Genomic DNA, 14013 nt, shown 5'->3' with positions numbered 1-14013 from the left:
GGGACGGCGGACCGGCCGGGCGGCCGCGGGTGCAGACGTACTGTTCCGGCGTACGTCGGGCGCGGGCGGTCGTCAGCTGCGCCGGTGTTCCGCCGGCACACCCATGTCGGTGAAGAGCTGTTCGGCCTCCGCCCGGTAACGGGTCGCGTCCGGCGTGTCCCCGAGCGCGTCGGCCATGCCCGCGAGCGCGTAGGCCTGCTCGATGCGGTAGCTGAGGGACGAGGCGAGTTCATGCGCATGCGTGTGCAGTGCGAGCGCCCCCGTCGCGTCGCCCTGCCGGCGGCGCAGCCGGCCCACCACGTTCTCCACCTTGGCCCGGCGCAGCGGCGAGGAGTTGGTCCGCATCATGTCGAGGGCGAGCTCCGCCTGGTCCGGTACGCGGGGCGGCCGGCCCAGCCGGTTCTCCACATCGGCGGACAGCGCCAGGGTCAGGGCGAGGTTCACCTCGTTGCCCGCGTCCCCGTACAGTGCGCGGGCCTCCGTCAGGCAGCGGTCGGCCTCTTCGTAAGCACCCAGGCCGACGTGGGCGAAGGCGAGATCGGTGATGGCGCCGGGCAGTCCCTCGTGCTGCCCCAGCTTTCGGCTCAGTTCGGCCGACCGCTGGGCCGCGTCCCGCGCCTCCTCGTACCGTCCCCACTGTTCGTAGAGCGTGCTGAGGATGGTGAGGCTCTCGGCCTCCGCTCGGGGCATGTCCAGGTCGCGTTCGTGCGCGATCGCCGTCTCCATGTGGCCCAGGGCCGCGGAGAAATCGCCGAGCAGGCTGTTGAACTGGCCGAGGATGCTCTCGCTGTGCGCCTGGGTGTGCAGGTCACCGAGCCGGACCGCGACGTCCCGGCTCTTGCGGGCGGCTTCGAGGCCCTCGGAGAGACGGCCGAGTTTCCAGCAGGCGACGCCCAGGTTGGACAGACTCACCCCCAGCAGTGCCAGATCCTCCAACCGGCCGGCGGCGGCGACCGCGACCCGGCTCAGCTCGCCGAACTCCTCCAGGAGTCCGAGGTCGTTGAGCTGGAAGACGAGATTGCGGGCCAGACACACCACATAGCGGTCGTGACCCCTGCGCTCGGCGAGCGTGACGGCCGCGAGGAGCGACGTCTGCTCGCGCAGGAACCACTTCCGTGCCTGCTCGGGCGCGGAGAGGTCGGGCAGCTCGGCCGTGGAGGGCTCGATCCCGGTACTGCGCCGACGCCGCCCGGAGTAGAGGAGATCGCACGCCACCTCGGTGGCCGTCAGGTAGTAGCCCAGCAGCCGCTCCACCGCCGCGGAGTCCTCCGGGGCCTCGACGAGCAGGCTCTGCGCGAAGCTGCGGACCAGGTCGTGGAAGGTGTACAGGCCGATCTCCGGCTGCTGCACGAGGTGGACGTCGAGCAGCATCTCCAGCAGGTCCTCCGCGTCCCGGGCGCAGGAGCCCAGCAGCGCACCGGCCGCGTGGACGTCCATGTCGCTGCCCGGGTGCAGGGCCAGCGTCGAGAACGCGTTCCGGCACTCCTCGTCCAGGGCCTGGTAGGACAGGCGCAGGGTGGCGGAGACGCTGCGGGCCCCCGAGCTGAGCTCGTCGAGCCGCCGGGTCTCGTCGCGCAGCCGTTCCGCCAGGTACTGGAGTGTCCAGCGGGGGCGGTTGCGCAGCCGGGCGGTGGCGATCCGCAGGGCGAGGGGGAGGTGGCCGCAGAGCCGGGCGAGCTCCACGGCCGCCTCGGGCTCGGCGGCGACGCGCTCGGCACCGAGCGTCTCGGCCACCAGCATCGCGCTGTCCTCGGGCTCCATCACCCCGATGGAGATCCACTGCGCGCCGTCCAGATCGACCAGACGGGCCCGGCTGGTGACCACGACGAGGCAGCCGGGGGAGAGCGGCAGCAGCGGACGGATGGCGGCGGCGTCGCCCGCGTTGTCGATGAGGATCAGCAGCCGCTTGCCGACCAGGGTGGCACGCCACAGGGCCGTGCGGGCGGGCACGTCGTCGGGGATGAGGTTGCCCGGCACACCGACCGCCCGCAGCAGGGTGTCGAGCGCGATTCCGGCGGTCACCGGCTGGTCGCCCGGTGTGTATCCACGCAGGTCGATGTGGAGTTGGCCGTCCGGGTAGTCCGGGGCGAGGCGGTGCGCCGCACGCACCGCGAGCGAGGTCTTGCCGCAGCCGCCCATGCCGTCGATGGCCACGATCTGGGGGCCCTGCTCGCCGCCGCTCCCGGCGCCCCGCAGGATCTCGGCCAGTTCCCGGTCCCGCCCGGTGAAGTCCGTGAGGTCGTAGGGGAGGGTGCTGGGCGGTTCGGCGGGCAGCGCCACGGCGACGACGGGGGCGGCGGGGGCCGGATCGGGACCGGCCAGTTCGGGGCTCTCCCGCAGGATTCCCTCGTACAGCTTGGTCAGGTTGGGGCCGGGGTCGATGCCCAGTTCCTCGGCGAGGAGTTCGCGTACCTTGCCGTACTCGTCCAGGGCCTCGGCCTGCCGCCCGGACCGGTACAGGGCGAGCATCAACTGGCCGCGCAGTGACTCGCGCAGGGGGTGCTGCTGGGCCAGTTCCCGCATTTCCACGATGAGTTCGGCGGCGTCGCCGAGCGAGAGCTGGAGTTCGAAGAGCTGCTCCGCCGCGGTCAGCCGGCGCTCCTCGATGGAGGTGGAAGCCGCTTCGATGACCGGCCCGCCGCCGCCCGAAAGGACGGGGCCCCGCCAGAGCGCGAGGGCGCCGCGCAGTATTTCGGCGGCTTCGGCCGTGCGGCCCTCGGACGCCGCGTGCTTGGCTTCACGTATCAGCAGGCCAAATTCGGCCACGTCGATTTCGCATTGCTCCTGGGCCACGCGATAGCCCGGCCCGTCGGTGACGAGGACATCGGCACCTCCGGGTATCCGTCTTCGGAGATCCGCGACTGCCTTGCGTACTTGGTGGGGTGCGGTCGTCGGAGGTTCCTCGTCCCAGGCCGCCTCGACCAGCCGGGAAACCGGAAGCACTTTTCCGGGCTCCAGAAGCAGAGTGGCCAGAACTCGCTCTTGTATGACACCGCCGAGTCGAAGACGCGTCCCGTTGGACCACCCCTCTATCGGGCCAAGAATGTTGAAGCGCAGCCGAAACTCTTCTGCAGTTGACACGCATCCTCCCCCTCAACTCTGCGCAGCCGCAGCGCTTCACCAGCGCGAAGCGATCGTATCCGCTGCGGGAGGAACTGGCGGTACTGCACCGGGAAGAGTTCGGGAATGGCTCGATGGAGTCTGTTCATCGACGGCAGGCCTTCGCTGCCACGGACAGTGCGGAGCGTACGGAGCGTGAGCGGACCGGAAAGAACCTGGCCCGGACCATGCGTTCCGGACAGTCACGGGCGGTCGGGTAACCGGCCATTGCGTTTTCTGAGCATGTGGAGACCGAGGAGACAATGATGAATTCCCAGCCCGCACCCGGGCTCGACTTTCTGCTGCAGAATGCGCGCCGGCGGGCGGGACTCACTCAGGAACAGCTCGCCGGACTTTCCACAGTGAGCGTGCGAGCCATTCGCGACCTGGAACTCGGCCGGGTCCAGCACCCGCGCAGGGAAACACTGAAGCTGCTCGCCAATGCCATGAGGCTGAGCGACGCGCGGCGTGTCGAGCTGGAACTCGCCGTCGATGCAAAGGCCGCGGGGCGCGTCTTCCAGGACATCTACGGAACGGACCTCGCCACACCACCGCCTCCGCTGCGCCCGCTGATCGGCCGGCGCCCCGAACTGGAGGCGCTGACGGCCCGGTTGCGCACGGACCACGAGCGGCTGCTGACCCTGGTGGGTCTGCCGGGAGTGGGAAAGTCCCGGCTCGCCCAGGAGGCCGCCTCGGTGATTCACGCCCGGGACCGGGTTCCGGTGCTGTGGGTCTCCCTCGACGACACCGCCGAGACCGCCGCGGCGGACCCCAACAATCCGCAGGCGACCGTGACCGGGTGGGTGCGCGCACTCGTCCGCGACGGTGAGGAATTCGAGGAACTCGCCGCGCTCATAGGGTCCAAGGCGACCTTGATCGTGCTGGATGGTCACGATGCGTCACCATCTGTCACCCCTCGCCTGCTGAGTCTGCTGCGTGCCTGCGAGCGCCTGAAAATACTCACCACCACCGACCGGCCGGTCCAGCTGCCCGGTGGCAGGCTGCTGCCACTGGCTCCGCTCGCGGTGCCGACCGCCGCCGATCTCGCCGCCGAGCCGGTGGGAGGCTCCCTCGTCGCGGACCGGCACGCCCTGGAGCTGACGCTCTCCCACGTCAGTTACATGCGGCCCGACTTCCTCCCCACCGACTCCGTCGTCACCACCGTGGCCCATATCTGCCGGGCCCTGGACGGCATGCCGCAGGCACTGGAGGCCGCCGCCTCGTGGCTGCTGCTGTACTCCCCGCAGCAGCTCCTGGACATCGCCCGCACCACACCGCTGGTCCTGCTCGACGGGGTCACACCCGCCGATCCCGCCGCCGGCCCCACCCTGGGCGAGCGGCTCACCGCCGCCGTGACCGGGCTCGACCCGCAGGCCGCCGATCTGCTGCGCACACTGGCGACGCTGGAGGACCCGTGGACGGTGGACGGCGCCGCGCGGGCCTGTGGCACCTCCCTGGCCGAGACGGCCCGTGATGTGCACGCCCTGCTGGTCCGCGGCCTGATCCGCCGGCTCCCCACGACGGCGGGCGACCCGGTCGGCTTCACCGTACTGAACCTGGTCCGCGCGGTGCTCGACGCGGAGCAGGAGACGGCGCCCGCCGCTCTCGCCGCCGCCCTGGCCGAATGACGACCGGCCCGCCGGGATGTGCGGGCAGGCTCGCGCGCTTCCCGGCCGGCATCCCTCGCGCCTCCCTCCGTGTCCCTCCCGCCCCACCGCGTCACCCGGGGCCTCTCGTTTCCCGCTCTGTCGCCCGACCCTGTTCCCGTCCTCGTGAAAGGCACCTCACCCATGCGCAACCTGATCTCCCTCGCCGACCTCACGCCCGCCGAGCTGGACCACCTCGTCCGGCGTGCCGTCACGTTCGGCCGCGACGGCATCGTGCCGAAGCCGCTGGCCGGACGCCAGGTAGGTCTCTACTTCCGCAAGTCCTCGACGCGGACCCGGACGTCCTTCTGGAGCGCGGCGACCCGGCTCGGCGCCGATGTGATCACCTTCGGCCCGAACGAGCTTCAGCTCACCACCGGTGAGACGGTCGAGGACACCGCCCGGGTGCTCGGGCAGTACCTGGACGCCCTCGTCGTACGCACCAACGGGGACGTGGAGGAGATCCGCCGGCTCGGCAGCAGCGAGGACCTGGCCGTCGTCAACGCCCTGAGCCTGGACGAGCACCCGACCCAGGCCATCGCCGATCTCGCCACCCTGGCCGAGGAGTTCGGATCGCTCGACGGACTGCACCTGCTCGCCGTCGGCGAGGGCAACAGCTCGGGCGCGGCCCTCGCGCTCGCCGCGGCCCTCACCCCCGGCCTGCGCCTCACCCTGCTGTGCCCGGCCGGATACGAGGTGCCCAAGGAGACCCTGGACCTGGCGGCCGAACTCAGCTGCGGCAAGGCCCTGGTGAGCCAGGTCGTGACAGCCGACGAGGTCGAGGGGCCGGTCGACGCGGTGTACACCAGCCGGTGGCAGACCATGGGGGTGACGAAGGAGAACCCCGACTGGCTCAAGGACTTCGACGGCTTCCGGATCGACCGTGCGTTCCTGGACCGCTTCTCGGGCCCGCGCACCGTCTTCCTGCACGACCTGCCCGCGGTCCGCGGCGAGGAGGTCACCGACGAGGTGCTCGACGGCCCGTCGAGCCGGGCCTGGCGGCAGGCCCACCACAAGATGACCGCCGCCGCGGCCGTCCTGGAGTGGTGCGTACGCGGCATCCAGGACTGATCCCCGCACCGCGGCCGCCCGCACGCCTCATGGCCCTCACCGCGGCCACCGGCATCACCTGATCACCGCAGCACAGGCTCCTGGCAGACATGGGTTCATGCCGAGACACCATGTCCGCCAGGAGCCTTTGCTATCCGGCGTACGGACGCCGCCCCGTTCCCTGTACGAAGGAGGCGGGCACGGAAAAGAGCGGGTGCGGGGCGTATGCGTTGCGCCTCGCACCCGCCCTCCGGGGGACGGGACAACCGATGGGGTCAGCCACCCATGGCCGCAACCACCGAACGCGGACGCATATCGGTCCAGTTCGCCTCGATGAATTCTCCGCACTCCTGCTTGCTGCCCTCGTCCTTCACCAGTTCCCAGCCCGCCGGCTGCTGGATCCGGGCCGGCCACAGCGAATACTGACCCTCTTCGTTGGCCAGCACTACATAGCGGCCCTGGGAGTCCTCGAACGGGTTGGTTGCCATGATTTCCACCTCGGTTGGACGATGTCGTACGTGAATGTCGTCAGGTGCTTCTGAGTGTTTCGGCTGCATCAAATGCTAGGAGCCGCGGGCCGGTCCACCGGGCAGAAGTCCAGGCAGATGGGCGGCATCCCGGACCGCGGTTTCAGGTGAGTACGCGGGCCGTCCGGTGCGCGTAGGTGAGGGCGACCCCGGTCGCCACGGTGGCCGCGCGCACCGCGCCGAGCGCCTCGCGCACCAGCTCCGAACGCTCCACCGGCATCACCTCGAACCCGGGCTGGCCCGCACGGACGATGTTCACCGCGGCTTCGAGCACGGCGACCTGGGCCTCGCCGAGCGCCTCCCGCCGGTCGACCCGTTCCCGTACCTCCGCCAGGACGTCCGCGAGCACATCCGCCGCACGGACGCTGTGGCCGGTCTCTGCCATGTCATGACTCCTCGGTCGTTCGCCGGCGGTGTACACGGGGCCGGGCGCTGAATTCTGCGGGTGCAGTGCCGCCAGTCTCACGCCCCGCCGGCCGCCCGGCACCGGGCTCGCGGTCAACTGCTCCTCTGCTGCCGCCCAGTTGCCGCCGCTCACGCCGGAAACGCCTCCGGAGCGAATCTACGGTTGTGGCCGAAAGGGAGTTCCGGGAAAGCCTGGATCTCTTTCTCCCCTTGTCATCCAATGATGTGGACGAAGCGAACAATGAAGCCTGCGGAATGGGCGGCTCGTCATCGATCCGGGCCGCTGGATGTTGTTGTCACCGGACTGCAATCCGATGCGCACACCTGGAATCTCATCTACATCCAACTGCTGCTCGAAGACCTCGGGCACAAGGTCGTCAATCTGGGTTCCTGTGTGCCCGAGGACGAGATCGTCGAGTCCTGCTGCAAGTTCCAGCCCGACCTGCTGGTCGTCAGCAGCGTCAACGGGCACGGCTTCCACGACGCCGAGCCGCTGATCGGAGCCATCCGTTCGCGCTGGGAGCTCGCCGGCCTGCCCGCGGTCATCGGCGGCAAGCTCGGCGTGTCCGGAGACGGGGAGGAAGAGGCCGACGCCCTCATGAGGGCCGGGTTCGACGCGGTCTTCCAGGACGGCGTCGACATCGCCGCCTTCGAGTCCTACGTCGACTCGCTCCCCAAGGAGGTGGAACGATGACCGCGCCGGTCCAGGAGGCGGCCCCCGGGAGCCGCACCACGGTGCACCGGCGACCGCTCTCCTTCGGCCGCTTCGTCGCCGGGGCGCGGGCCCGCGGAACACTCGTGGTCCAGCCCCGCATGGGATTCTCCGACCCCGCGCTGATGAGGGCCGGCCTGCTGGCCACCAAGGGAGCGGCCGACGCGGTCGTCGGCACCATGACGATCGACAGCTACACCCGGGTCAACGACGAGGCGTCCGCGGCCCGCGCCCTGAACGGCGGCGTCCCGCTCAACGGATTCCCCATCACCTCCTACAGCCCGCACACCTCGCGCTGGGTCCTCGACGGCGTCCGGGACGCCGGATTCCCGGTACAGATCCGGCACGGCTCGGCCCGCCCCCAGCGCATCGTGTCCGCGCTGGCCCGGCTCGGCCTGGACGCGACGGAGGGCGGACCGGTCTCCTACTGCCTGCCCTACGGACGCACCCCGCTCCTGGACTCCGTACGCAACTGGCAGGAGGCCTGCGAGGTCCTGGCCGCACTGCGCGGCACCGGCGCGGAACCGCACCTGGAGACCTTCGGCGGCTGCATGCTCGGCCAGCTCTGCCCGCCCGGACTGCTCGTCGCCATCAGCGCGCTGGAGGCGCTCTTCTTCCACCGGGCGGGGCTGCGCAGCATCTCGCTCAGCTACGCCCAGCAGACCAACGCGGACCAGGACCGCGACGCGATGCGCGCACTGCACCGCCTGGCCGGCGAATTCCTGCCGGACACCGACTGGCACATCGTCCTCTACACCTACATGGGCCTCTACCCGCAGACCCGGCAGGGTTCGCTGGAGCTCCTGGAACGGTCGGCCGAACTGGCCGTGGAGACCGGGGCGGCCCGGCTGATCGTCAAGACCGCGGCCGAGGCGCACCGCATCCCGACCGTGGCGGAGAACGTCGAGGCCCTGCGGGTCGCCGCGCGGGCCGCCGCCCGGCACCGCTCGGCGATCGGCGACCGCTCCGGGAGCGCCCCCGTCCCGCACACCGACCCCGCGGACAACGCCGTCTACGCAGAGGCCCGTGCCCTGGTGGACGCCGTGCTGAACCTGGACGACGACCTGGGCCAGGCCCTGCTGAAGGCCTTCGCCCGCGGATACCTGGACGTCCCCTACTGCCTGCACCCCGACAACGCAGGCCGCACCCGGAGCCACATCGACGGGTCCGGCCGCCTCACCTGGTCCGAGATCGGGGCGATGCCTCTCGGGCCCGTCCGCGACCGCGGCCGGCGGCTCACCGCCGCCGGGCTGTTCGACGCCCTGTCGTTCGTACAGCGCCGGCACGACCGCACCGTTTCCCCGTCCGCTTCCCGCCCCTCGCTCCCCACGGCGGCCCGTCTCCCGGCAGCCCATCGGCAGCACACCCAGGAGGTAGCATCATGACCAGCACGATCGCCGAGTCCCACGGCCGCGTCGCGCCCTCGTTCCCGGCCTCTCCCGACCAGCACCTGATCGCCGAGCCGACCCGTGCCACACTGCGCGTGCAGAGCCGTATGCTCGCGGCGACCCGCGCCTTCCTGACCGCGCAGGGTTTCCAGGAGCTGCTGCCGCCGGTCATCGGACCGGTCACCGACCCGGGCATCCGGGGCTCCAAACAGGTGGACGTCGATTTCTACGGCCACAAGTACAAGCTGATGACCAGCGCGATCCTCTACAAGCAGGCATCGCTGCTGGCCTTCGACAAGATCTTCTACATCGCGCCCAACGTCCGCCTGGAACCACTGGAGACGGCCGTCACGCATCGCCATCTCGCCGAGTTCCACCAGATCGACGTGGAGATCCGCGACGCCCGCCGCGAGGACGCGATGGAGCTCGCCGAGCGGCTCGTCGCCCACGTCGTCGACGAGGTGGTCCGCGAGATGCCGGGGGACCTGGAGCTCCTGGGCCGCGACCGGGACGCCTTCCGGGAGGTGGTCCAGGGGGCGTTCGACCGCACCACGCACCAGGAGGCCACCGCCGGCCTGGTGGCGCTCGGCCACCCGCAGGACCCGGGCGCCGAGATCGACTGGGAGGGCGAGGAGATCCTCTCCGCGAAGACCAGCCGCCCGTTCTTCGTCGTCGACTACCCCAAGGGCTCGCGCGGCTTCTACGACCAGGAGGACGCCGACCGCCCCGGCGTCCTGCGCAACTTCGACCTGATCGCCCCGGAGGGCTACGGCGAACTGGCCAGCGGCAGCGAGCGCGAGCACGACTACGCGGCCCTGGTCACCCGGATGCGCGAGACGGGCGAGAACCCCGCGAAGTACGGCTGGTACCTCGACCTGGCCCGCCGCGGCATCCCTGCCAGCTCCGGCTTCGGCATCGGCCTGGAGCGCTTCACCCGGTACGTCACCGGCCGCACCGCCGCCTGGGAGGCCAGCGCCTACCCGAAGCTCCCCGGAGTGATGTCGGCATGAGCACGGTACTGAGCGCCGCGGGCTTCCCCGAGGAACAGGTGCGGCACCGTGCCAGGGCCGGAGCGGCCGCGGTCTTCCCCGCGCTGGAGTCCTACGGCAGCAGCGTGCTGGGCGCGGTCCCGGCCGGCCAGGACCCGTACGACCTGCTGGAACGCGCCAGGATCGTACCTCCGGTGTTCATGCCGGAGCGGCTGAAGAAGCTCATCGAGCTGGCCCGTGAACCGCTGTACCCGGACGTCGAACTGGACACACTGCTCGGCGGGTTCACCTCCCGGCTGCCGCTCTACGTGTCCGCGTTCGGCTCCACCCAGGTCGCCAGCCACGACCTGGGCGAGGCGGCCGGACGCCAGGCCGGACAGCTCGGCATCCCGATGGTCATCGGGGAGAACGTGGTGCCGGTCAACGGCTACCGCGCCGCCGCCGACGCCGCGGTCTCCCCACTGCTCGGCCGCATCGCCGCCTACACGGCCGCCGCCGACGACGAGCACGGCGGTGTGGTGGTGCAGCAGTCCACCGAGGACGCGGACGCCGAGGTGTGGAACCTGGTCTACAGCGACCCGGTCTCCGAGCCGCTGCTGGCCACCGGCCGGCTCGCCTTCGAGCTGAAGGTCGGCCAGGGTGCCAAGCCGGGGCTCGGCGGTCTCACCGTCCTGGGCCGCGAGGCCGGCGACCGGGTCGCCGAACAGTACGCCATGGACGAGGTGTTCGGCGCCGACAGCGACTCGGTGCTGCGGATCAGCAGCCCCGGAACCTTCACCGAGGAGATCCTGCGCCAGCAGATCCGGCTGATGCGGAACAACTTCCCCCGTGTGAAGGTGTGGGTGAAGCTGCACCCCGGGCGCGACATCGCCCTTGCCGCAGCCACCGCCTGGGCGGCCGGCGCGGACTCCGTCACCGTGGACGGCGCGGAGGGCGGAACCGCCTGGGCGCCGACGGCCTTCCTGGGCCAGGTCGGGCTCCCGCTCGGCGAGTGCCTCACCCGCATCGGCCGCACCGATCACTGTTTGCTCGCCAGCGGGCGGATCTGGGAGGGCAGCAGGGCCGTGAAGGCGCTGGCGCTCGGCGCCCGCGCCGTCGGCCTCGGCCGGGCCGCACTGCTCGCCGTGGACGAGGACGCCGAGGCCGGACTGGTCCGGCTGGCCGAGTCCATCGCCCTCGAAATCCGGCTGCTGATCAGCTCCGTCGGCAAGTACCACGTGAACGCCCTGGAAGCGGACGACGTCCTGCTGCCGGCCGACGCCGCGACGGGTTCCCGAACCGGCTGATCCCCCCGCTCCACCACTCCGCTTCGCACCCATTGCACGTCATCCACCGTGGCTCCGTCGGTCTCCCGGCACGCCGCGAGACCACGAGATCCGAGCTACCGAGAAGGTGTCGAGATGTTCCAGCCGCAAACCGATCCAGTTCTCTCCCCCGGCGTCGGCGTTCCCGCGCACGTCGCCGCGTACAACGACACGGCCGAGAACCTGCCCGTGGGCGCACTGCACGCTCTCTTCGCCGCGCAGGCCGCCCGCACCCCGGAGGCCGTCGCCCTCGTCCGCGAGGACCGCCGTCTGACCTATCGGGAGCTGGACGGCGCGGCCAACGCCCTCGCACACCGGCTCGTCGCCGAGGGCGTACGGCCCGGCGACGCGGTCGGCCTCCTCTTCGACCGCTCCTTCGCCTACGTCATCACCGTCCTGGCCGTGATGAAGAGCGGCGGGGTGTACGTCCCCCTCGACCCCCGCCAGCCCGAGGAGCGCCTCGGCTGGATCCTCGGCAACACCGGGGCCACCCTCCTGGTGACCGACCGCCCGGCCGACGGGACCGGCTTCGCGGGCGAGCTGCCCGCCCTGCGGCTCGACGACACGAGCGCCACGGCGGACACGGCCACCACCGCACCCGATGTCACGGTCCACCCGGACCAGCCGCTGTACATGATGTTCACCTCAGGCTCCAGCGGCACCCCCAAGGGCGTCGTCAACACGCACCGGAACGTGGTCGAACTGGCCCTGGACCCGGGCTTCGGCGCCGCGGCCCACGAGCGGGTGCTCGCCTACTCGCCGCTGCCCTTCGACTCCTCCACCTACGAGCTGTGGGTGCCGCTGCTGCGCGGCGGACTGGCCGTCGTGCTGTCCGCCCCGAAGGTCGACATCGGCGAGCTGGCCGACGCCATCATCCGCTACGGGGCGACCGCCGCCTACTTCACGACCGCCCTCTTCGACGCCATGGCCAGCGAGGCGATCGACGCCCTCACACAGCTGCGCGAGATCTGGACCGGCGGCGACGTGCTGCCCGCCACCGCCCTCCAACGGGCCCTGGACCACTGCCCGGACACCACGTTCGTGCACGTCTACGGTCCCACGGAGGCGACCGTCTTCTGCAGCTACCAGGCCTTCACCCCCGAGGTGCGCACCCTCGACCGGCTGCACCTCGGCATCCCGATGGCGAACACCGCCATGTACGTCCTGGACGCCGAGCTGCGCCACACCGCCCCGGGCGAGACCGGCGAACTCTACGTCGCGGGGCCGCACCTCGCCCAGGGCTACGGCCGGCTGCCCGCCCTGACCGCGGAGCGTTTCACCGCCGACCCGTACGGACCGGCCGGCAGCCGCATGTACCGCACCGGCGACCTGGCCGCCTGGAACGAGCACGGCGAGATCGTGTTCCTGGGCCGCGCGGACCAGCAGGTCAAGCTGCGCGGCAACCGCATCGAGCTCGGCGAGATCGAGACCGTACTGGTCCGCCACCCCTCCGTCGCCCAGGCCGCCGTCATCGTCCGCGAGGACCGGCCCGGCGACAAGCGCCTGGTCGCCTATGCCGTACCCGCCGAGGAAGGCGTCCTGGACGGGGCGGAACTCCTCCGCCACGCGGCTGAGGAGCTCGTCGAGTACATGGTGCCCTCGGCGGTCGTCCCGATGGGAACCCTGCCGCTGACCCCGAACGGCAAGCTGGACCGGCGTGCACTGCCCGCCCCCCGGGTCGGCGCGACGCCGGGCGGCCGGGCCCCGCGCAACCCCGTCGAGGAGGTCCTCTGCGGCCTGTTCGCCCACTCCCTCGGCCTGCCGTCGATCGGCATCGACGACGACTTCTTCACCTCCGGCGGCCACTCGCTGCTGGCGACCCGGCTGGTCAGCCGGGTGCGCACCGTCCTCGACATCCAGTTGACGCTGCGACAGTTCTTCGAGTACCCGACCGTCGCACTGCTCGCCGAGTACGTCGCCACCGGCGGCGGCGAGTCCGCCCGTCCGGCGCTGACCGCCCAGGAGCGCCCGGAGCCGCTGCCGCTCTCGGCCGCGCAGCAACGCCTCTGGTTCCTCGACCAGTTGGAGGGACCGTCGGCGACTTACAACATCCCGCTCGCCGTCCGGGTTCGGGGTGAATTGGACTTCGCCGCCCTGGAGTCCGCGTTCACCGATGTCGCGGGGCGGCACGAGAGCCTGCGCACCGTGTTCGGCCAGGCCGAGGGGCAGACCTACCAGCGGATCCTGCCCGCCGACAGCGTCCGGGTGGAGCTGCCGGTCACTCCGGCGACCGAGGAAGGCGTCGCCGCGCTGCTCATCGAGGAGTCCGAGCGCTTCTTCGACCTGTCGGCCGATCTGCCCTTCCGCGCAAGGCTGTTCGGTCTGGGCGAGCAGGACCACGTACTTCTGGTGGTGATGCACCACATCGTTTCCGACGGCTGGTCCTACCAGCCGCTCATGCGCGACCTGAGCACCGCCTACGCGACCCGCTCGCGCGGTGAGCGCCCCGCCTGGGAGCCGCTGCCCGCCCAGTACGCGGACTACGCGCTCTGGCACCGTGACGTGCTCGGCGACCCGGCGGATCAGGAAAGCGTCGCCGCCCGCCAACTCGACTACTGGCGCAGCACGTTGGCGGGCCTTCCCGAGGAGGTCACCCTGCCCGCCGTCCGGCAGCGGCCGGCCGTCGCCTCCTACCGGGGCGCCACCCACACCGTGCACCTCTCCGAGGACGTGCACTCCTCGCTCGCCGAGCTGGCGCGCGAGTCGGGTGCCTCGGTGTTCATGGTGGCCCAGGCGGCGGTGTCCACGCTGCTTTCCCGCTCGGGTGCGGGCCACGACATCCCGCTGGGCTCGCCGATCGCCGGCCGAACGGACCAGGCGCTCGACGACCTCGTCGGCTTCTTCGTCAACACTCTGGTCCTGCGCACGGACACCAGCGGTGACCCGAGTTTCC

10 protein-coding genes are annotated in these 14013 nt (G+C 71.2%); 7 read left to right on the top strand and 3 right to left on the bottom strand.

Going from position 1 to position 14013, the window contains the following annotated elements; genetic code table 11:
* Positions 1–72: 72 nt before the first annotated feature.
* Positions 73–2766, bottom strand: coding sequence for a BTAD domain-containing putative transcriptional regulator (locus tag IE107_RS30525; RefSeq protein ID WP_308434267.1), 2694 nt, complete (start codon positions 2764–2766; stop codon positions 73–75).
* Positions 2767–3362: 596 nt separating this feature from the next.
* Here IE107_RS30525 and IE107_RS30520 point away from each other — a divergent pair.
* Together IE107_RS30520 and IE107_RS30515 are read left to right on the top strand one after the other, a co-directional pair.
* Positions 3363–4727, top strand: coding sequence for a helix-turn-helix domain-containing protein (locus IE107_RS30520; RefSeq protein WP_308434266.1), 1365 nt, complete (start codon positions 3363–3365; stop codon positions 4725–4727).
* 162 nt (positions 4728–4889) lie between these two features.
* Entirely contained in the window at positions 4890–5816 is a 927-nt protein-coding gene (locus IE107_RS30515; RefSeq protein ID WP_189547603.1) for an ornithine carbamoyltransferase, read from the top strand.
* 254 nt (positions 5817–6070) lie between these two features.
* On the opposite strand, the gene IE107_RS30510 is transcribed toward IE107_RS30515, so the two are convergent.
* Together IE107_RS30510 and IE107_RS30505 are read right to left on the bottom strand one after the other, a co-directional pair.
* Positions 6071–6283: an MbtH family protein gene (locus IE107_RS30510; protein ID WP_093549323.1), complete on the bottom strand. Its 213-nt coding sequence runs from the start codon at positions 6281–6283 to the stop codon at positions 6071–6073.
* Positions 6284–6425: 142 nt separating this feature from the next.
* Complete coding sequence (locus IE107_RS30505; RefSeq protein ID WP_189547602.1) at positions 6426–6707, bottom strand: hypothetical protein; 282 nt, start codon at positions 6705–6707, stop codon at positions 6426–6428.
* A gap of 261 nt (positions 6708–6968) precedes the next feature.
* Here IE107_RS30505 and IE107_RS30500 point away from each other — a divergent pair, with 261 nt between their 5' ends.
* The 5 genes from IE107_RS30500 to IE107_RS30480 form a co-directional block, all read left to right on the top strand.
* Positions 6969–7421: a cobalamin B12-binding domain-containing protein gene (locus IE107_RS30500; protein WP_189547601.1), complete on the top strand. Its 453-nt coding sequence runs from the start codon at positions 6969–6971 to the stop codon at positions 7419–7421.
* Positions 7418–8824: a methylaspartate mutase gene (locus IE107_RS30495; RefSeq protein ID WP_189547600.1), complete on the top strand. Its 1407-nt coding sequence runs from the start codon at positions 7418–7420 to the stop codon at positions 8822–8824. Before IE107_RS30500 ends, IE107_RS30495 begins: the two co-directional genes overlap by 4 nt.
* Positions 8821–9837 (top strand): asparagine synthetase A, encoded by a 1017-nt coding sequence (locus IE107_RS30490; RefSeq protein WP_189547599.1) that lies wholly within the window; start codon positions 8821–8823, stop codon positions 9835–9837. Before IE107_RS30495 ends, IE107_RS30490 begins: the two co-directional genes overlap by 4 nt.
* On the top strand, positions 9834–11102 hold the full coding sequence (locus IE107_RS30485; protein ID WP_189547598.1) for a glutamate synthase-related protein: 1269 nt from the start codon (positions 9834–9836) through the stop codon (positions 11100–11102). Before IE107_RS30490 ends, IE107_RS30485 begins: the two co-directional genes overlap by 4 nt.
* Before the next feature lie 114 nt (positions 11103–11216).
* A partial coding sequence (locus IE107_RS30480) for a non-ribosomal peptide synthetase (protein WP_189547597.1) occupies positions 11217–14013 on the top strand: 2797 nt, incomplete at its 3' end.

Source organism: Streptomyces gelaticus, from assembly GCF_014649535.1.
GTDB classification, from domain to species: domain Bacteria; phylum Actinomycetota; class Actinomycetes; order Streptomycetales; family Streptomycetaceae; genus Streptomyces; species Streptomyces gelaticus.
The sequence above is the reverse complement of the archived record's forward strand: the minus strand, read 5'-3'. Positions and strand labels throughout refer to the sequence as shown.

Bases quoted from the DNA above. Each gene is read 5' to 3' on its own strand.
- IE107_RS30500 (WP_189547601.1), top strand. From the start codon at position 6,969: ATGAAGCCTGCGGAATGGGCGGCTCGTCATCGATCCGGGCCGCTGGAT.
- IE107_RS30505 (WP_189547602.1), bottom strand. From the start codon at position 6,707: ATGGCAGAGACCGGCCACAGCGTCCGTGCGGCGGATGTGCTCGCGGAC.
- IE107_RS30490 (WP_189547599.1), top strand. From the start codon at position 8,821: ATGACCAGCACGATCGCCGAGTCCCACGGCCGCGTCGCGCCCTCGTTC.
- IE107_RS30510 (WP_093549323.1), bottom strand. From the start codon at position 6,283: ATGGCAACCAACCCGTTCGAGGACTCCCAGGGCCGCTATGTAGTGCTG.
- IE107_RS30515 (WP_189547603.1), top strand. From the start codon at position 4,890: ATGCGCAACCTGATCTCCCTCGCCGACCTCACGCCCGCCGAGCTGGAC.
- IE107_RS30485 (WP_189547598.1), top strand. From the start codon at position 9,834: ATGAGCACGGTACTGAGCGCCGCGGGCTTCCCCGAGGAACAGGTGCGG.
- IE107_RS30520 (WP_308434266.1), top strand. From the start codon at position 3,363: ATGATGAATTCCCAGCCCGCACCCGGGCTCGACTTTCTGCTGCAGAAT.
- IE107_RS30495 (WP_189547600.1), top strand. From the start codon at position 7,418: ATGACCGCGCCGGTCCAGGAGGCGGCCCCCGGGAGCCGCACCACGGTG.